Source organism: Leifsonia sp. AK011 (genome assembly GCF_013410945.1).
Classification (GTDB): Bacteria; Actinomycetota; Actinomycetes; order Actinomycetales; family Microbacteriaceae; genus Rhodoglobus.
In genome coordinates this window covers 922,977-939,660 of sequence record NZ_JACCCH010000001.1, presented here as the reverse complement: position 1 = coordinate 939,660, position 16,684 = coordinate 922,977, and the positions used below count along the sequence as shown (strand labels likewise).

Below are 16,684 nucleotides of genomic sequence, written 5' to 3'. Positions count from 1 at the left end.
AGTTCTGGCCGGGGGATCGTCAGCTGGCGTCGATTAGAGTGGCGGTTGGGTGAGGATTTTGCCGCACGTCAACGACCGACAATCGGCTCGGTCGGCGAGAAACAGGCTCCCAGTATTCTGAAAAACTCATCGAAAGATCGTGCGTTCGTAGGCTGCGAGAAGGCTCTCTGTGAAGATCGGATGAGCTACCAAGAAGCTCGCGAGGCTGTCCCCTGATCCGTCCCCCCGAGCGAGCGCCCCAGACACGACGGACAGCTCCCGGGCTGCGTCGCCTGGCAAATCACTTGATCCAGGCGATGACTCCATCGTTACGTATCGGAGTCCGAGGCTGTTCATGATCGAAGGCTCAACGACCCAACTGCTGCCCGCGAGATAGTCAAGGAGATCAGTGTCGGCGCGATTGAGCACGTCCTGAAGCGAGCAGTCTCGCGCGGTGCCGTCCCAAACGATCGTGCCCCAAACAAGGTTGTTTCTCGAACCGAATTTCCGCCCGATAGCCAGAGCCGCGATGTATGAATCATCCGACGATCGTGCCAGTGCCTCCAAGCCGCTCAGCACGTTCGACGGTGAGTAGATTTGAACGTTGATCTCTGCATTAAGGTCTTCGGACTCGTCAAGCCAGGCGCCAATGACTTCGGGCCACGCACCGTCACCGTCGATTACGCGAGCGACTGTGCTGCGCATGCGGGACCAAGCTTGCGCATGGGCGGTGGACACGAGTGTCGTGTAGTTCACGGTGTGCGCGGAATCTGCACCTGCGATCAAACGAAGCAGGACGTTTTCCGGCCAAACGAGCGAGTTGCCATAGGCGCCGAATCCCCTAGCATTCGATTTTGTCCACTCAACCTCTGAAGCCAAACCGTCCGGAGAACTGTTCTCGATCTCCTCACTTTGGATTGATTCGGACAACTGAGTCTGAATTACTTGCTCGTGCCAGTAGTCCTCATCCTCATAGACGTCCTCGGTTTCCTCGGGGAACAGGGCGCAGACATGTTGTTCGACTGCAGGCGGGAACATCGCAAATGCAACGAAGATGCCAAACGGACTACTGACCCACCCAGAAGGCCCGGTGTGGTCGACATCGATCAAAATGTAGTCCTCGATCGAGAAGCTGGCTAGCTGCGCGACGATCTGCTCTGCTGCGTTATCGCGCGACTCGGGATTCCCAAAGAGCATCCCCATATACATCGGGCAAAGCTCGTTCCCGACCGAGCCCGCGTAACCGACAAATTCGTCACAATGACTCAACTCACCCTCGGTGTCCAGAAAAAGATGCAGTCCCTTTAGATAGAAGTCGGCGTGCTTCTTGTAGCGCGAAAACGGCAGCGCGAGCTCGTGCCAGGAGGTCGAGACGAGAATGCAGCGCATTTGGTCAGTTCGAAGACCGCTGACCTGCGACATGAGTCCCACGTACTTTTCGAGCTCGTGAAGAGCCTGCCTCGCTGACTTGTCATCACGTTTCAGTTCGATGATGACAAGATCACCCCTGGCATCGCGAACGAGGATGTCAACGAAGCCACTTGCACCGTCGGGGTTAGGCAGATAGTGCTCGACGGCGACAAGTTCGAGATTCGGCTCAATCAAGTCGAGCCGCTCCGCAAGTTTGTCGCGAATCACGGACTCTCTAGGAATGGCCGGCTCGCTGCGCATATCGGTCGTTGTCTTTCTGCTCGCCTCGGTGTGGAACTTCGCCTTGCACAGGACTTGATCGCACGTGGGAATGCGATTGTCTCGCATGACTCAACGGACGAAAGCTACGACAAAGAGAAAACGTGAAACTGCATGGACTTGGTCTCACCGCACTCATCGACGCTTTATCGCATCGTTGTTTGCAGGGGCGTCGTACCACCGGAGGCAATTACCGCGCCAACACTCTACGGAAACCGCCCACATTACCGCGCTGCATGGTGCCGTACACCGTCCGGACAAGAGTAGGGAACGCAAGGGATGTCTCAAATAGAAATAGAGTGAACGAACTTGCCCCCAAGCGTGACGGTGATTCCAAGCGTAGTGAAAGCCTGTACAGCCTGAAGAGCGTCGTTCGATCGAAGAAATGCCGCCCGGAGCTCATCGCTTACACCAAGGATGTCAAAGAGCTGCATCCGCACGATCAGCTCAGCGAGACGGGTGATCGCCGCGAGCTCGTCGGTCTCAGGATAGTCAGATCGGTCTGGGTGTTTGAGGTCATTGTTGACATTCGAAATCGCTTTCGCGATCCCTAGTCGAGGCCCAATCTCCGGCCAATCCAGTCCGGCCTGCTCGAGACACTTGTTGATGTGATCGTGCATTGGTCTTCGGTTGCCATCTTGGAACCGAAAGTAGCCGAAACGGTCGAGTGAGATCGCGAGCATCATCAGCTGCGGTTCCAAGAACCTCGTTGCGCCGTTGATAACCTCGACGGCCGGTTCGACTGCTCGGCGAAAGTCGTCATCTCGGCAAAGCTCAACCCAACTCGTCAGACCCTTCGGGCCGAGGTCGTTTAGTCCGAACGCAGAAAAAACGAAGTCGCTTGACGCTGGGACTTCTGCGCGATGCTGCCGAACCGTTGCCTCCAGGACCACCTCAACCGCAGATGGCTCACGGTCGCTACCGTCCAGCATCCACGTCGGGAACTCGTGGTCGCGAAGGCGATGTGATCTCCAGGCCAGTGCGCGTCCGTGCACCAAGGTCAACAGCGCTCGAATGGGTAGCTGCGCTTGATAATGGTCGTACACAGTCGCACCGCCCTCGGTTGTCGTCTGCAAGTAAGGCTGGTTGTCGTGGATGTCGAAGCTGACGCCATCTTGGCCAGACCATGAGACGTTTGCGTGAATCTCGTATTCAAAGCCGCACGCGCTCCAGTTCACGCTTTCGGATGCGTCCACAGTTACTTCAACGCGATGTCTGCCATCCTCCTCATACTGTGTACGAATTCTGACTGGCTCGAAATGCGCGAACGCCTCTAGACCATCGATCGTCGAGATGAACTGGGCAACTGGATACTCAGCCTTTACAGTTCGCGGCCGATTGAGTATCAGCGCTCGGGCTCTCACTCGACCCAGAGGGAGATTCCCAATCGATCTGCCACTGACGCGAGCACCCAGCAAAGTCACCCATCCATGGTTGTCCGCGAACAACAATGTCTCAGGCAGGTCGCCGTCGCTAAAACCGAACCAGGTAGTGGCTTGAAGAAATTGGCGCGACCCTTTGTCACTTGCCCTTGGTTCGTGGAGGTAAGCGACCCGGAGCTCGGCACCGCGATCGTCAAACGTGAGTGTGGCACCTTGGACGTAGTCGGAATGGACATAAGACGCTAGGACGTGACCGACTCTGACTTCACGAGAGCGAATAGTGTCACCCACGTTCACTTCGCCGCCTCACGTTCGAGCCTCAGCTCACCCTGTCTGCCACGCGCGTTGAAGTATCGACCCGTAAGTCGCCCACCCGGTTCGATTACGACGTCCGCGGTTCCATCGTGATCGCGCATGTCGTCGTCTGCGCTTGCGGGCATTATCTGGTTCTTGTACGTGTAAACAAGTTGAACATCATTGTGGCCGATGGGAGTTAGTGAGGCAGCGACTGATGTTGAGGACGAGGTGGCCGCCTCTGGAAGGTCAAGCCGCACTTGCATTCGACTCCAGGTCTGCTCGATCCGAACCCGAGCGCGAATCGCCTCGCCAGTGTGCTTTGAGTGCAGGAGCCCCACATACGTGCCGTCAACGACGGGAATGTCGATAAGCCCCAGGGCTCGCAGCCACTGGCAACGCCAAGCGACGATGTCCACGAATTTGTAGAGGAGCGCGAAGGAGGCAGCGACTGTCGGTGCGCTGACGAGCCAGTCATACTCGAACTCGATCTTCTGAAGAAGCGCGGACGTCACAATTGCGATGAGAACCGAGATACTGGCCAACGTGGAGAGCATCGGAATCCGATTGCCACCTGCATAGGCATGCATTAGAGGAAATCCCAGAGCGTATCCGCGATTCTCTTTGCGGTGTACTGGTTGTGTGCACCTGGGTCTTCAACGAATAAGTGATTGATCCTATCCACCGCCCAAAAAGCACTCGCCATCTGCTCGGCGCTCTGCTCGTGCATCCAAGTCACAACATTCACGAGGCGACGGGAGTCATCCCCAACGAAGAGATGGTCGGGAGCGTTATACACCATGCACTCCAGCAGATAGCCCGGCGCTACCCCTCTTTCAAGGACGCCCGCGTCCACGGCCGCCCTGCGTAGTCGTTTGACCTGGCGGACAGTAGTTTTGTACTCGCCCGCGCGTGCATTCTTAGCGTTTCCGTTCTTCAGATGCTCCTTCGGATAGTTGACAATTCTTGGCCCCTCTAGGGGCGAGATCGAGATCCCCTCTATGAATTTCGGGCTTCCGAACCTGGGGTAACTGGTGAACCTCTTCTCCTGTAGGGCTGGGACCACGTCGGCGTCCACGTACCCTTCACGCCTTGCGACTCGTAAGCATTTGTTCCGAGATTCGACCTCGCTAGCCCCGTAATAGCCGTTTAGCGCCGAATGCACACCCGCCCGAAGTTGTGCCGCCGTGGTCGTACCGGGAACCCTCATCTGCTCATGAACTTGCTTCTCCTCCGCGCTGAGGAGCGTGGTATTCGGCATGTACGTCCTCCGCATCATCACCACCACGTCAACGTCAGAGTCGCCGCGGGTGTTGGTTCCATTGGGGTAGGAACCTTGCAGGAATACATCGAGATTGAGAGCTGAGAGCTGTTCCGACGCCTTTATTGCGGCCTGGACTGACGCGAACGTCTTCTGCGCAGCATCCTGAGCACCGGGGGTAGTCCAAGATCTGTGATCAGAAAATAGAGTTGACATGTGAAATCCCTTCGGGTGGGGTTTTCACGTTACGCCAAGGCACCGACACTTCCCACAGCCGCTGCTCGTTTCCCGGGCGCCTCTCGCCAACCGGCGCCCTTTTTGCGAGAACGAACGACAGATGGCGATTCCACTCTGGTCTAGGCACCAGTGGCTTACCGACGATCCACTCGGCGTAACATCCCACCCATGACCACCCTCACCTTCACCCTCAACAACGGCGTCCAGATCCCCGCGATCGGCCTCGGTGTCTTCCAGAGCAAGCCCGAGGAGACCTCGGCGGCCGTCACATCCGCCCTCAAGGTCGGCTACCGCCACATCGACACGGCTGCGGTGTACGGCAACGAGCGTCAGGTGGGCGAGGGCATCCGGGCATCCGGTGTCGACCGTTCCGAGATCGTCATCGAGACGAAGGTCTGGGTGAGCGACTACGGCTACGACGAGACCCTGCACGCGTTCGAGAAGTCCACCCGCAAGCTCGGGTTCGACGAGCTGGACCTGCTGATCCTGCACCAGCCCGCCACGCAGCGATCGGTTGCCGAGACCTCGGCTTGACCCCAAGTTCGCCGGCGACGAGTATTGCCACCGATGCCAGCGCCCACTCTGACACCCGAGCTCGCCGAGCAGCTCTCTCGCGTTTCGACTAGCCACGACCGCTCAGTGGTCTACGCGCCGTGCCTCGTACGGCTGAAGTCAGGCGAAGTTCTGCCGCGCGTATACCTGGTCGAGGAGTCGACCTTTCTCGAGTACTGGGGCGAGGAGCAAAGACGACCCGTGCTGGACCCGAACGAGATTGAGTCGATCGAGGAAAGCCCGATGAGGATGCCCGCGGCGCTTGCCACTCAGATATACAACGCTCACGAGTCCGGTATGGGTTACTTCATCTTCACTGTACGTCTAAGGAATGGGTCCTCCGTTCCATTCCTGACGGGGAACGCGGTTGACTTCCCGGACTGGCCCGAAGGTATTCAACCGAGTGACGCAGTCGCCGTAGAGCCCCATGTCGGTCGGGAGCACTTTCAGACAGCGGAGGGGGGCCAACGATCCGCCAAGTACGTGTGGTGCCTGTACAGCCACGACTTACTCACGACAGTCACCTAGGTACTAGGCAGATTCCTCGGACGATAGATTCGTGACTGTGAGCGAACCCGCCAAGTCACCAGGCCAGCCGCCAGTTTTCTGGATCACCGTCGTCGCCTCGGTGATCACCCTTGGCGTTCTGATAGCAAGGATCGCGTGGGCAGGATCTCAGGCCGCCGCGATCGCGATCGGTTTAGCGACCGTGATCGTGATCGTGGGACTGGTCTTGGCGTTCGTCGCACTCAGCATGCGTCGCCGCCTTGGCGATCTCGCGAGTGCGTTCCCCGGGGCCATGATTATCCCGATCACCGTGGGGCACGAACTCGCAGACACGAGTAAGCGAATTGCGCAGGTACTCGGCGACGACAGGGTCGCGCTACGCCCAACCTCTTACGCGGCACTGGCGGTGGACGGGGACGGCTTGCATGTCGCATCCGATCACCCAGGTGGTTTCGGGCTCATCACTCGCGATCGGGTGACGGTGGACGGCTACGGACGATCGCTCCTGGGGGCGCGCGCGATGACGAGCCTGAGGCTCCGGATTTCAACGGACGAGGGTGACATCGAGTTCCCGTTTGTACCGATGTGGATCAGGGGCAATCCCGCGCGCCAGCTCACACCCGCGGAGTTCGCGGAACTGTCGGCGAACATTCTCAGGGCGCTGTCGGGAGAAGCAGTGCCATCGGGGTGGCCGCACTAGTCGACGACCGCCACAACCTCGTACTACTCAGTCGATCTCGAGTACATGGAAGTCGCGAGGGTCCCTCCACGGGACCCTCGCGGCGTCGCTTGGTTGCTCGAACACGAGAAGTTCCTCGTCGAGCCACCTCACCTGACCCTCGACAACGTCGCCGGCGACGATGAGCAGCGGTCGCCCCGCGATGGTCAGAAGAACTTCAACGCAGTAGCCGCTCCCGGATTCGAGATGGAGCTCAAGCCGCTCGACCAGTCCAGTGGGAAGTGACTCTAGGGAGGCATCAGGAACCAAGAGTTCGCCCTCATTGCTACTCAATCCTGGCTCAATGTAGAGACCGGACTCGATGTGCGCGAGAATCGCAAGTCGACCGCCGAAATGGCTTTCCGCAGTAAGCCAGTTCAGGTAGGTGAAGGGAGCACTCTGGAGGACCTCCGTTGACCACTCTTCGTCCCAAGGTTCGCCCACATGCCCTGACCAACCATCGATCCAGGAATAGCGCAGCGCTCGCCAGAGCGCCCGCTGCTTCTTGCCCCCGTGATCAGCCCGAGCGGCATGGTCATCGTCCATTCAGACAAGGTATCGCCCTCGTCCAGTCGGCTGAAGAAAACGATCGCCTAGTCGCTATCCGTTACGCACAAGACCGTGATCTCTGCGTGGCGCCTATCTGTGAGCACGTAGGTGGAGTCCCACGCAATGTCGCAGAACCATGGAGTCCACGCCTCGTAGGAGATATCGACCCGGAACTCTTCGAACCGACCTTCAAAGATCGATTCGACGGCAGAGGAAGCCAATTCCTTTGCTTCAAGTGCGCTTCCCTCGAACTTGTCGTACGCACCCCCCGACACCAACTGCCCGGCCCACAATCCGTCGAGAGTGAGCGACCCCAAGGGTTGTTCGACTAGACCGGCCGGCACCCGCGGGAGATCCTTCGGCACCTCTAAGCGGGACATGTGTTCGCGGAATGCCTGACTGTCGAAGAGCGTCCTGAATAGCTCGTAGTAGCTCAACTGGTTCATGGCAATGCACCATCGGGCGGCGTCAGGGAGTTGGACAGCTTTCCATCGGCCTATGAGGTACCCGCCATTTGTATGAGTTGAGGCGAGCGCGTCTAGATAACGGTCGAGCTCCGGCTCGTCAAGCTCCCGAGACTCCCACTTCAATTCGCTCCACGACTCGATGAGCTCCGTTAGGGACGGTCTCGGCAGCATTCGGTCAGCTTCATTCCACGCGCTCGTCACGGTGAGAGTCTCACAGGCGCAGGCGGCCTCAGCAATCGCAGGCGGTAGGAGGCGACCCCCTCACCCACCTCTGCTCGCCGGATCGCCGTCGTCCGAACCACGATTGCAGCGTCACCGCGTCGTCAGCGTCGTCAGATCGGCCCCGTCATCTCCACCTCGAGGCGCTGCGCGACGATTCGCAGTGATCCGACATCGCCAGCAAGCTGGTATTCCCTCCCCTGCAGTCTGAACACTTCGAGGCCGTCCCACGAACGTGAGCCGTCTGGTTCTCTTGCTGGGACCGATCGATCAGTCCATTCGAACTCAGTGACTCCGCTGAAGCGCAGCACGCCTTCTCGCACGTATGCCCACTCGCCCAGTCGCGGCGGGCGCAGTTCGGGATGGTCTTTCGCGTAAACGAGATCCATCCGGATTGAGACGGTGTCGCCGGACTCCAGAATTTCCAGGACGTAGCTGTCTTCGAGCACAAAGTGCCGCAAGGCAGGAAGCGCAACGTAGTCGACCACGCGCTCACGGTACCGACCTGTATGCCCCCGATCAATGCACTTGAGGCTATCGAGCAAGCTGGCTGACACATACCGCATGCCCTCCCGCTGAGGCCTGCCCGCCGACTACACTTCAGAACTCCGCCGGGTCTTCGAGGTGTTGGTCGCCCACATCGAGTCGAAGACTGGACCGGACGTCCCTCTCGCTGTCGACTACTTCTGGTCGGTCCCGGGCAAGGACCTTTTCGATGTGCGCTGCAGTCCTGAGCTGACCATCGGACAAGCCGCTGAGTCCTGGGACAACCTTGCGAGGCAGCGAACCGGCAACGGCGATTCCACCCTGGTTTACAACTCCGTGTGGCTTGCAGACGTGCTCAGAGCGACCCGCCCTTTGACGTCACGCACCCGGCGTACCATCCACCTATGACCACCCCCACCTTCACCCTCAACAACGGCGTCCAGATCCCCGCGATCGGCCTCGGCGTCTTCCAGAGCAAGCCCGAGGAGACCTCGGCGGCCGTCGCATCCGCTCTCAAGGTTGGCTACCGCCACATTGACACGGCTGCGGTGTACGGCAATGAGCGTCAGGTGGGCGAGGGCATCCGGGCATCCGGCATCGACCGTTCGGAGATCGTCATCGAGACGAAGGTCTGGGTGAGCGACTACGGCTACGACGAGACCCTGCACGCGTTCGAGAAGTCAACCCGCAAGCTCGGGTTCGACGAGCTGGACCTGCTCATCCTGCACCAGCCCGCCACGCACCGCCTCGAGCAAACGCTCGCCGCCTACAGGGCGCTAGAGACTCTCCTCGCCGACGGACGTGTGCGCGCCATCGGCGTCAGCAACTTCATGCCCGACCACCTCGCGCGGCTCCTCGCCGAGACCGAGGTCGTGCCCGCCCTCAACCAGGTGGAGCTGCACCCCTACTTCAGCCAGCCCACAGTTCAGGCGGCGGATGCCGCGGCCGGCGTTCTCACGCAGGCGTGGTCGCCCATCGGCGGAATCACGTTCTACCCGGGTTGGGGCGACCACCGCAGGAGCGTGATGGATGACCCCACCATCGCCGCCATCGCCGCCGCCCACGGCAAGAGCCCCGCGCAGGTGATGCTGCGCTGGGGCATCCAGGAGGGGCGCTCGGTGATACCGAAGTCGACCAACCCGACGCGCATCGCGGAGAACTTCGACGTGTTCGACTTTGAGCTCAGCGCCGAGGAGATGGCTCAACTCGACGCACTCGACACGGGCGTGCGCAGCGGGCCGGACCCGGACGAGGAGCGCACCGAGTTCTTCGATCGTGTCATCCCGGAGGAGTGATTCCACAACGCTCACGTATCCACAGATCTGGAATACGGCCGCGTCACGCCCGGAAGAGCGTATATAGAATGAAAGCCAGATCTATATAGGAGGAACCGTGGCCGTCACCAGCGTTGACATCGACACCGAGATGCTCCGGCTCGCCAAGAGCTCCTACGGTGTAAAGACGAACCGCGAGGCGATCAACCTTGCCCTCCGTGATGTCGTGATGCGCCGCCAGCAGATCGAGGCCATCGACGCGATCGCTCGGATCCCGGTCGATCATGACGCCACGACCATTGCCTATGGCGACTGAACACCGACGCGCCCGCTACCTGATCGACAACAGCGTCTGGGCGCGACTCTCCACCGACCCCGAGGTCGTTGCAGCGCTCAAGGCGTTCGTCGATTTCGCCGCCCCCGATGACGTGCTGATCTGCCCGCCCATCGCTGCCGAAGTGGGCTTCGGGGCGCGCACCCCCGCCGAGCACAGGGCATTGCGCGAGCATCTCTCGGCGTTCCCTGAGTGCAACGAGCACCCCACCGCCGACGAGACGATGAGCATTCAGACCCGGCTCTGCGAGGGTGGGCTGCTTCGCGCGGCAGGCGCAATGGACACCGTGATTGCCGCCTACGCGATCAAGAACGAGGCGACCCTGCTGCATTATGACCGAGACTTCGAGCACATCGGGTCAGTGGAACCGCAGTTCAGGCACGAGTGGATCGTGCCGCGCGGATCGCTTAGGTAGACGAGCGCTCGGCTGCCGTCGCGAACGGTCACGACCGCATCTACCCGACCGTGGACGCATCGAGGGCTCCGAGTGACGGGATGCCGCGCTGCGACTAAGTAGCCTCGGTTGGTGCTCCCGAGCCGATCGGTGCTCCGCCGCTCACCGATCGAGGCGCGGGGTCGGGATGCCGAGCCGCCGCGCTTCGCGCCGCGTGTCCTCGAGTACGGCGAGCGCCTCGGGCGCGTTCGGGTCGGTGTGCGCGGCGAGGCTCCGCTGCGCGATCGGCACGAGCCCAGTCGCCCAGCTCACGACCGTAGAAATCACGGTGGTCAGCCGGTACGGCAGCGTGCCACCGCGATGCTTGCTGAGGTCAACACCCCTAGCCTCGAGAAGAGGCAGCAGCTCTCTAGCGGTGAGGAACGCGTCGCGGAACGCCCGACGGTCTCCGATCATGTTCGCGAGTGATCCACTCCGTTGGGCCTGGTCGAACATGCCAGCGTCGGCGATGAAGTGGAGCCACAGCCATCCGCGCATGTCCTTCTCCTCGCGAATCGCGAGACCTGCCTGGCGGAAGGCGGTGAGCACCTTTTGCTCCCGCGGGCTCGGTGCGGCATCCGTCGTGCCGATGACGACCGCTGGCAACATGGCGCCCCACAACAGACCGTCGCTCGTGAATCCACCGCCTGCTTGCGGAAAGCCGAACATGACCTGGTCGGTTGGCAGCGGCGCAACCGCGTCGAGCGGCTCCTGCCAGAGGTTGCCGAAGACCAGTACGGTCGCCGAGCCCACGCGCGGAGCAAGAAACGCGGATGCCTCGGCCAGCCGGTGGTGTCCGACGCTGAGCACGATCAGATCGAAGCCGTCGCTCGGGTCAAGAGTCTCTCGCAAACGGGTGGGGAACGCCTCACGCACCCGCCGACCGAGCGGCTTGCGACGCCCGTCGATCCAGTCCAGTTGCACGTCGGGCCCGTACCCGGCGGCGCGCCCCGGACGCACGTAGAACTCGACGTCGTGCCCCGCCTCGCGCAGAACGCGGCCGTAGATTGTTGCGATTACTCCGCGACCGAACATCAGTATTCGCATGACAGGCTCCCGCCGTAAGATGGAGCTTGTCTCCACTTACGAGAATATGGAGATAGTCTCCACTTGTCAACGAGAGGACTCAGCGTGGCCGAGGCGCGAGCGCTGCGAGCGGATGCCCGCCGCAACCGCGAGGCGATTATTGCCGCCGCGCGGCAGGTCTTCGATCGCGACGAGCAGCTGCGCTTCGATGACTTCGCCGCTCGAGCGGGCGTGGGAGTGGGTACTCTCTACCGGCACTTCCCCACGCGAGAAGCCCTCGCTGCGGCCGTGTACGAGGGGGAGGTAGCCGCACTCTGCCAGGAGGCTCGCGACCCTGAACGATCGGCCGGCGAAAGCCTCGACGCGTTCCTGCGCGGGTTCGTGGAGTACATGGTCGCCAACGCCGGGCTTGCGCGGGCGCTCGCCGCAGTAGTAGACCCTGCGGTGCTGGCCGACGGCGGAATAGAACTCGAGAGCACGGTCGCCGACCTTCTCGCTCGTGCGGCCAGCGACGGAACGATCCGTAGCGACGTGCCGGTGGGGGCGGTCATGATCGTGCTGCACGGCATCGGGTCAGCAACCGATCGGCCGGACTGGGCATCAGAGTCGCGGGGAGCCGTGGAACTTCTGCTGGCGGGGTTGCGGAAGACCTGAGTGGGCGACGGCAACATCCGTCGAGCGGCGAAGCACCCCCAGAGGCTCGCGTCGGCCTCGGGCTAGTTCAACGCCGGCAGGTCAGCAGGGATGACGCCCGAGCCGTAGAGGTCCTTCGCGAGGTCCTGCAGCGCGAGCAGGGCGACGCGCTGCGTGAGCGGACCGTAGGAGATGCGCGCGATGCCGAGGGCCTCGTACTCGGCCGCGGTCAGGGCGCCGGGCAGTCCGATGACGCTGACTGTGTTGCGCCCCAGCTCGGCGACGACCTGCTCGACCGAGTCGCGATCCATGAGACCGGGGATGAAGACGAGGGATGCCCCGGCCTCCAGGAACGCCTTACCGCGCTTGATCGCTTCCGGAAGCCGCTCACTCAGCGGGCCGGTGCCGCGCGCGATCGCGTCGGTGCGCGCGTTCAGCTGGAACGGCACACCCTCCGCCTCGGCCGCGGCGACCATCGCGCGGACGTTCGCGACCGACTCGTCGAACGGCTTCAGCCGGTCCTCGACGTTCGCACCCACCACACCGATACCGATCGCGCGGCGGATGGTCTCGGCCGGGTCGGCGTAGCCGTCGTCGAGGTCCGCGGAGACGGGGAGCTCGGTGGCCCCCACGATGATCTCGACAGCATCGAGGGCGACCTGCAGTGGCATCCCGCCGTCGGGGTAGCCGTGGCTGGCGGCGATGGAGTGGCCGGCGGTCGCGATCGCGCGGGTCTCGGGCAGGTCGGCGACGACCTTGGCGGAGATCGCGTCCCAGACGTTGACGACCCGGAGAATCTCGGGCGCCTGGTGGAGGTCGCGGAGGGTGGTGGCTTTCTCGACGGTGTTCATGGGGTCCACGGTATCCCGCGGCGTCGCGGCGAAGCTGGGCCTAGCCTGCGCTAGCTCATACGACTCTGGACGCCCGCGGCAAGCGCAGGGAACCGATCACGAAGACCACCGCCAGCACGACGGTCGGCAGCACGAAGAGCGCCCATGCGGCGTCGAAGGACATCTCGACGACATTGAGTCCGCGATGCAGGTAGTAGGCACCCCGCACTGAGATGAACTGAAGGAGCAGGAAGCTCGTGGCCGCGAGGTAGATCGCTGCGGCGCTCGAGATCCATAGGCCCAGACGCATCCATTTGGTGCGAGCGAGCAGGAAGACGCCCACGGAAACGGCGATCAGGGCGAACGCAGGCTCCTGATAGAGCCACGGAACTAGAGTGTTGTGCGTGCCCGTGTTCGCGTCGATCAGTGTCATCACGATGCGGGTGAGAACGAACGCGGCAGCGATCCAGACGACCGCCGAGTATGCCAAGGCCGCCCGGTACCACTTCGCGGCGGACGGCTCGCTCAGCACGCCGAGTCTCCAGGCTCGCGTCATCCGCCGACGCTCTCGCCAGCTCCACGCGATGTCTGCCGCCATGCCACGGACAGCTCGGGATGTCACGGCACGGTCAATCTCGGAGGCCGCAACTCCTCGTGCCGCTGCATCCGCGTACTGCTCATGAATGTCGGAGTGCACCTCGTCTCGACGGGTCCGCGCCAGTTCAGGTGGCAGGCTTCGGGTGTAGATGTCGACCCAGCGCAGGACCCGATTCGTGACCGCGGCGCCCGTGCGACGCTTGCGCCCGATCACGAGGTCACCGCGCGGGCGATGAGCGCGGTTGACCGCGCAGCGGCTCGACTGGCGTCGAGCGCCTTCTGGCCTTCACCGGTGATTCGGTAGTGGCGGCGCCTCGGACGCTTGGCAGCTTCGGCGATCTCGGGGGTTTCCCATTCTGCGGTGACCAAGCCTCCCTCTGTGAGGCGGGCCAGCGCCTTGTAGAGGGTGCCGTGCGAGGTAAGAACCTGCTCACCGTCGGACAGGCTCTTGGCGAGCGCGAAGCCGTACAACTCGTCGGATTCGCTCTGCTGCGAGGCGATCTCGAGTATCTGCACCTCGAGAGGAATCAAGGATCCTGCTTTGCGTCTTCCCATGTGGAAAGAATAGGAAGATAGGTTCCTATTTGTCAATGGGCCGCGCTCGCCGCTTCTGACCCGTGCGGAGTAGCACCACAAAGAACACGACCGTCGCCAGGCTCGCGCTCGCCGCCGCCCACACCACGCCGAACAGCACGGGGTCATCCTGCTGAGCGAAGGCCGGGTTGAACGGGATGACGGCCTCAACCCCGAGCACGACGGACAACGGAACCGCCAGACTCCACGGCCCGGCGATGGCAGCACCGACGAAACCTCCCATGGAGGTTCTGGTGCGCGCCACAAGGTAGGTGATGAGGGCGGCGAAACCTCCCCAGCCAACTGCAAGAACCGCGATGAGCTGTGCGGGAGGGACGTAGGTGACGTCGAGGATCCGCTCGTTGCCCGCCCGCCACGCGAGATCAGGCCCGGTGCTGAGCACCCACTGCATGATGAAGGCCAGCACCGCCCCGGACGCGACGCCTGCGAGCACCAACGCCGGGAGCATGAGGCGCGACGTGTTCTCTGTCACGGGGCCTCCCCCTCGACTTCTCTGCAGGGCTCTTCCTCGACGTACCCGGCACGCCCGCAGGTGACCGCCAGCCGGATGGTCTCCGCCTCACCACATGTGACCATCTTCAGTTCGTTCCAACCCCAGGAGCCGAACTTGCCGGGAGCCGCCCAGACGATGACGTCCGAGTCCTCGAAGAACAGCTCCACCCCTTGCGGTGAGTAGACGCTCCAGGTGGCCTCGCCCGTGAACGTCTCGCCCGTGGCATCCCAGCAGATTCCTTCGCCGGTCTGAACCCACTGGCCGTGAGGCACATCCTCGAGTGCCGCGGTGCCGTCGGCTCGAAGGAGGATCGACGTTTCGGTACCCCACTGAACGGGAAGGTCGAAGTCGGGATGTGCAGGCTTGGGGACTGCGCCGCAACCTGCGAGGAGGAGAGCGACCGCTGCGATGGGGATGCCGCGAGCCCAGCTCAGGAGCGACTTCACGACGCGCACATCCCGACGGTGCGTGGGCTTGCTACCGGTTCCATAGCGCGAGCGTATTCGGGCGACGAGTCCGACGCGACTGGAGGTCGAGTTCGTGGAGGACCTCAAGGGATGTGCACTTCCCGGGAGCCGCTCGGCCAGATTTAGCGTGCTACACCGTGCTACGCTCGCCGCATGGACACTGTGTCGCACCGCGATATGCGCAACCACAGCGGCGAGATCCTGCGCCGGGTAGCTGCGGGCGAATCCGTGCAGATCAGTAACAACGGGCGCCTCGCGGCGATCATCGTGCCGCCAGCGAGCATCACACTCGACGGGCTTGTCGCCCGCGGCGAAGCCCGCGCGGCCCGCCAGGACACCTCGACGCTCACGTCGATCACACGATCACGATCGTCAATCAGCACCCGCGACCTCATCGAGGACAGTCGGGGCACCTGGTGACCGTCACCTACCTCGATACGTCCGCGGCGATGAAGCTTGTCGTGGAGGAGGTTGAGTCAGAAGCGCTCGTGGGCGAGCTGACGGCGGGCGCTCGGCGACTTGCGGCATCGTGGCTGCTGCACACGGAGTTGCATTGTGCCGCCGGGCGGCACCCCACCATCGTCGCCCCGGAGGCAATCGCCTCAGTGCTGGATGCCACGACCCTCGTCGACCTCACGCGCGGCGACCTCCTCTCGGCGGGCACTCACGCTCCCCTTCGCTCGAATGATGCAATCCATCTCGCGACCGCGCTGAGGATCGGGGCAGATGAGTTCGTCACCTACGACGATGAACTAGCCCGCGCCGCAGCATCCGCGGGGCTGCGTGTGGTCGCGCCGTCCTAAGCCACTGGGAGGCGCCGCCTCGCGCGGTCAGCTCCCCCGCAACCACTCCTCCAGGTACTGCGCGACCCCATCCTCGTGGTGGCCCGCAGTGACAACATCCGCGGCCTCGAGCACGGCATCCTGTGCGTTGGCGACAGCGATGGCCGTGCCCACTGCGGCGAACGCCGGCAGGTCGTTGTAGTTGTCGCCGAAGAAGTAGCACTCGCTCACCGCAACCCCGAGGTCGGCCTCGAGGTCGCGGATGCCCGTCCCCTTGTCACATCGCACGTTGCCGATCTCCAGGTAGGTCGCCTTCGAGCGGTACCCGACAGCGTCGGGGAGGCGAACTACGAGCTGCTCGATCAGGTCGATCAACGCCGGCTCGCCCATGCACATGATCTTGTGCGGCGGTGCGCTGTCGATCTCGCCGCTTGCCACGTAGTACTCGGCCGTCTCGGACCGCGGCGAGACACCGGTATTGCTGATCTCGCGCTCCGCCCACCGGTCGCGCTCCCAGGCGTACCAGTCGTCGCTCGCGTAGAAGCTCGCGTGCACCCCGAGGCCCGCGCACAGGTCGAAGATCTGGCGCGCGGCATCCGCGGGGATCGGGGTGCTGCTGACCACACGGCCTGCGGCGGAGAGCACCAGGCCTCCGTTGTAGGAGACGAGCGGGGCATCCGTCGCGTCGTAGAGCCGTTCGAGCGCCCTCAGCGATGCCGGCATGCGTGAGGAGCAGAGCACAAAGCTGTGTCCGGCGTCGCGCACAGCGGTGATCGCGCGGATGGTGCGATCGGAGATGGTGCGTTGCGAGTTGAGGAGGGTCCCGTCGATGTCGGAACAGAAAACGGCCATGCGACCAGTCTTGCCGGTGCGCGGGCCAG

General features: G+C 62.6%; 22 protein-coding genes and 1 pseudogene. 9 read left to right on the top strand and 14 right to left on the bottom strand.

Annotated features, from left to right (window positions below; genetic code table 11):
* Nucleotides 1–126: 126 nt before the first annotated feature.
* The 4 genes from HDC94_RS04690 to HDC94_RS04675 form a co-directional block, all read right to left on the bottom strand.
* The gene (locus tag HDC94_RS04690; protein ID WP_179495336.1) at nucleotides 127–1,737 is read right to left on the bottom strand and encodes an endonuclease NucS domain-containing protein; all 1,611 of its coding nucleotides are present in this window, start codon (nucleotides 1,735–1,737) and stop codon (nucleotides 127–129) included.
* Nucleotides 1,738–1,952: 215 nt separating this feature from the next.
* Nucleotides 1,953–2,864: a hypothetical protein gene (locus tag HDC94_RS04685; protein WP_179495334.1), complete on the bottom strand. Its 912-nt coding sequence runs from the start codon at nucleotides 2,862–2,864 to the stop codon at nucleotides 1,953–1,955.
* 479 nt (nucleotides 2,865–3,343) lie between these two features.
* On the bottom strand, nucleotides 3,344–3,901 hold the full coding sequence (locus HDC94_RS04680) for a hypothetical protein (RefSeq protein ID WP_179495332.1): 558 nt from the start codon (nucleotides 3,899–3,901) through the stop codon (nucleotides 3,344–3,346).
* 32 nt (nucleotides 3,902–3,933) lie between these two features.
* Nucleotides 3,934–4,821: a nucleotidyltransferase gene (locus tag HDC94_RS04675; RefSeq protein ID WP_179495330.1), complete on the bottom strand. Its 888-nt coding sequence runs from the start codon at nucleotides 4,819–4,821 to the stop codon at nucleotides 3,934–3,936.
* A gap of 189 nt (nucleotides 4,822–5,010) precedes the next feature.
* Here HDC94_RS04675 and HDC94_RS04670 point away from each other — a divergent pair.
* The 3 genes and pseudogenes from HDC94_RS04670 to HDC94_RS04660 all read left to right on the top strand — a co-directional run.
* Nucleotides 5,011–5,367 (top strand): annotated as a pseudogene (locus HDC94_RS04670) (aldo/keto reductase); the annotation flags it as partial.
* Nucleotides 5,368–5,409: 42 nt separating this feature from the next.
* Nucleotides 5,410–5,922 (top strand): hypothetical protein, encoded by a 513-nt coding sequence (locus HDC94_RS04665; RefSeq protein WP_179495328.1) that lies wholly within the window; start codon nucleotides 5,410–5,412, stop codon nucleotides 5,920–5,922.
* A 37-nt stretch (nucleotides 5,923–5,959) separates the two neighbouring features.
* Nucleotides 5,960–6,601 carry a hypothetical protein gene (locus HDC94_RS04660; RefSeq protein ID WP_179495326.1) on the top strand — a complete coding sequence of 214 codons (642 nt, stop codon included), beginning with the start codon at nucleotides 5,960–5,962 and terminating at the stop codon, nucleotides 6,599–6,601.
* A gap of 27 nt (nucleotides 6,602–6,628) precedes the next feature.
* On the opposite strand, the gene HDC94_RS04655 is transcribed toward HDC94_RS04660, so the two are convergent.
* The 3 genes from HDC94_RS04655 to HDC94_RS04645 form a co-directional block, all read right to left on the bottom strand.
* Complete coding sequence (locus HDC94_RS04655) at nucleotides 6,629–7,165, bottom strand: hypothetical protein (protein WP_179495324.1); 537 nt, start codon at nucleotides 7,163–7,165, stop codon at nucleotides 6,629–6,631.
* Between the two features lie 47 nt (nucleotides 7,166–7,212).
* Entirely contained in the window at nucleotides 7,213–7,836 is a 624-nt protein-coding gene (locus tag HDC94_RS04650; protein ID WP_179495322.1) for a hypothetical protein, read from the bottom strand.
* Nucleotides 7,837–7,967: 131 nt separating this feature from the next.
* A complete protein-coding gene (locus HDC94_RS04645; protein ID WP_179495320.1) occupies nucleotides 7,968–8,342 on the bottom strand; it encodes a hypothetical protein in 375 nt (124 codons plus the stop codon).
* Nucleotides 8,343–8,744: 402 nt separating this feature from the next.
* On the opposite strand from HDC94_RS04645, the gene HDC94_RS04640 reads away from it, so the two are divergent.
* The 3 genes from HDC94_RS04640 (at nucleotide 8,745) to HDC94_RS04630 (ending at nucleotide 10,363) form a co-directional block, all read left to right on the top strand.
* A complete protein-coding gene (locus HDC94_RS04640) occupies nucleotides 8,745–9,635 on the top strand; it encodes an aldo/keto reductase (protein ID WP_179495318.1) in 891 nt (296 codons plus the stop codon).
* 97 nt (nucleotides 9,636–9,732) lie between these two features.
* Nucleotides 9,733–9,930 carry a type II toxin-antitoxin system VapB family antitoxin gene (locus HDC94_RS04635; protein ID WP_179495316.1) on the top strand — a complete coding sequence of 66 codons (198 nt, stop codon included), beginning with the start codon at nucleotides 9,733–9,735 and terminating at the stop codon, nucleotides 9,928–9,930.
* Nucleotides 9,920–10,363 carry a PIN domain-containing protein gene (locus HDC94_RS04630; protein ID WP_179495314.1) on the top strand — a complete coding sequence of 148 codons (444 nt, stop codon included), beginning with the start codon at nucleotides 9,920–9,922 and terminating at the stop codon, nucleotides 10,361–10,363. The genes HDC94_RS04635 and HDC94_RS04630 overlap by 11 nt, the downstream gene beginning before the upstream one ends.
* A gap of 141 nt (nucleotides 10,364–10,504) precedes the next feature.
* Here the strand turns inward: HDC94_RS04630 and HDC94_RS04625 are convergent, their stop codons facing one another.
* On the bottom strand, nucleotides 10,505–11,428 hold the full coding sequence (locus HDC94_RS04625; protein ID WP_179495305.1) for a ketopantoate reductase family protein: 924 nt from the start codon (nucleotides 11,426–11,428) through the stop codon (nucleotides 10,505–10,507).
* 63 nt (nucleotides 11,429–11,491) lie between these two features.
* Here HDC94_RS04625 and HDC94_RS04620 point away from each other — a divergent pair, with 63 nt between their 5' ends.
* Nucleotides 11,492–12,061, top strand: coding sequence for a TetR/AcrR family transcriptional regulator (locus HDC94_RS04620; protein WP_218870442.1), 570 nt, complete (start codon nucleotides 11,492–11,494; stop codon nucleotides 12,059–12,061).
* Nucleotides 12,062–12,123: 62 nt separating this feature from the next.
* Here HDC94_RS04620 and HDC94_RS04615 read toward each other — a convergent pair whose 3' ends face one another.
* From HDC94_RS04615 to HDC94_RS04595, 5 genes are read right to left on the bottom strand one after another with little or no spacing between them, the layout of a single operon-like run.
* A complete protein-coding gene (locus HDC94_RS04615) occupies nucleotides 12,124–12,891 on the bottom strand; it encodes an isocitrate lyase/phosphoenolpyruvate mutase family protein (RefSeq protein WP_179495303.1) in 768 nt (255 codons plus the stop codon).
* A gap of 55 nt (nucleotides 12,892–12,946) precedes the next feature.
* Entirely contained in the window at nucleotides 12,947–13,681 is a 735-nt protein-coding gene (locus tag HDC94_RS04610; protein ID WP_179495301.1) for a hypothetical protein, read from the bottom strand.
* On the bottom strand, nucleotides 13,678–14,022 hold the full coding sequence (locus HDC94_RS04605) for a PadR family transcriptional regulator (RefSeq protein ID WP_179495299.1): 345 nt from the start codon (nucleotides 14,020–14,022) through the stop codon (nucleotides 13,678–13,680). Before HDC94_RS04605 ends, HDC94_RS04610 begins: the two co-directional genes overlap by 4 nt.
* A 25-nt stretch (nucleotides 14,023–14,047) precedes the next feature.
* Entirely contained in the window at nucleotides 14,048–14,533 is a 486-nt protein-coding gene (locus HDC94_RS04600; protein ID WP_179495297.1) for a hypothetical protein, read from the bottom strand.
* On the bottom strand, nucleotides 14,530–15,009 hold the full coding sequence (locus HDC94_RS04595; protein WP_179495295.1) for a hypothetical protein: 480 nt from the start codon (nucleotides 15,007–15,009) through the stop codon (nucleotides 14,530–14,532). The genes HDC94_RS04600 and HDC94_RS04595 overlap by 4 nt, the downstream gene beginning before the upstream one ends.
* Nucleotides 15,010–15,174: 165 nt before the next feature.
* Here HDC94_RS04595 and HDC94_RS04590 point away from each other — a divergent pair, with 165 nt between their 5' ends.
* Nucleotides 15,175–15,441 (top strand): type II toxin-antitoxin system Phd/YefM family antitoxin, encoded by a 267-nt coding sequence (locus tag HDC94_RS04590; RefSeq protein WP_179495293.1) that lies wholly within the window; start codon nucleotides 15,175–15,177, stop codon nucleotides 15,439–15,441.
* Nucleotides 15,438–15,824, top strand: coding sequence for a type II toxin-antitoxin system VapC family toxin (locus HDC94_RS04585; protein WP_179495291.1), 387 nt, complete (start codon nucleotides 15,438–15,440; stop codon nucleotides 15,822–15,824). Before HDC94_RS04590 ends, HDC94_RS04585 begins: the two co-directional genes overlap by 4 nt.
* A gap of 27 nt (nucleotides 15,825–15,851) precedes the next feature.
* Here the strand turns inward: HDC94_RS04585 and HDC94_RS04580 are convergent, their stop codons facing one another.
* The gene (locus HDC94_RS04580; protein WP_179495289.1) at nucleotides 15,852–16,655 is read right to left on the bottom strand and encodes a Cof-type HAD-IIB family hydrolase; all 804 of its coding nucleotides are present in this window, start codon (nucleotides 16,653–16,655) and stop codon (nucleotides 15,852–15,854) included.
* Nucleotides 16,656–16,684: the final 29 nt, after the last annotated feature.

Bases quoted from the DNA above. Each gene is read 5' to 3' on its own strand.
- HDC94_RS04640 (WP_179495318.1), top strand. From the start codon at position 8,745: ATGACCACCCCCACCTTCACCCTCAACAACGGCGTCCAGATCCCCGCG.
- HDC94_RS04630 (WP_179495314.1), top strand. From the start codon at position 9,920: ATGGCGACTGAACACCGACGCGCCCGCTACCTGATCGACAACAGCGTC.
- HDC94_RS04665 (WP_179495328.1), top strand. From the start codon at position 5,410: ATGCCAGCGCCCACTCTGACACCCGAGCTCGCCGAGCAGCTCTCTCGC.
- HDC94_RS04615 (WP_179495303.1), bottom strand. From the start codon at position 12,891: ATGAACACCGTCGAGAAAGCCACCACCCTCCGCGACCTCCACCAGGCG.
- HDC94_RS04680 (WP_179495332.1), bottom strand. From the start codon at position 3,901: ATGCTCTCCACGTTGGCCAGTATCTCGGTTCTCATCGCAATTGTGACG.
- HDC94_RS04605 (WP_179495299.1), bottom strand. From the start codon at position 14,022: ATGGGAAGACGCAAAGCAGGATCCTTGATTCCTCTCGAGGTGCAGATA.
- HDC94_RS04590 (WP_179495293.1), top strand. From the start codon at position 15,175: ATGGACACTGTGTCGCACCGCGATATGCGCAACCACAGCGGCGAGATC.
- HDC94_RS04690 (WP_179495336.1), bottom strand. From the start codon at position 1,737: ATGCGAGACAATCGCATTCCCACGTGCGATCAAGTCCTGTGCAAGGCG.
- HDC94_RS04655 (WP_179495324.1), bottom strand. From the start codon at position 7,165: ATGGACGATGACCATGCCGCTCGGGCTGATCACGGGGGCAAGAAGCAG.
- HDC94_RS04675 (WP_179495330.1), bottom strand. From the start codon at position 4,821: ATGTCAACTCTATTTTCTGATCACAGATCTTGGACTACCCCCGGTGCT.
- HDC94_RS04580 (WP_179495289.1), bottom strand. From the start codon at position 16,655: ATGGCCGTTTTCTGTTCCGACATCGACGGGACCCTCCTCAACTCGCAA.
- HDC94_RS04625 (WP_179495305.1), bottom strand. From the start codon at position 11,428: ATGCGAATACTGATGTTCGGTCGCGGAGTAATCGCAACAATCTACGGC.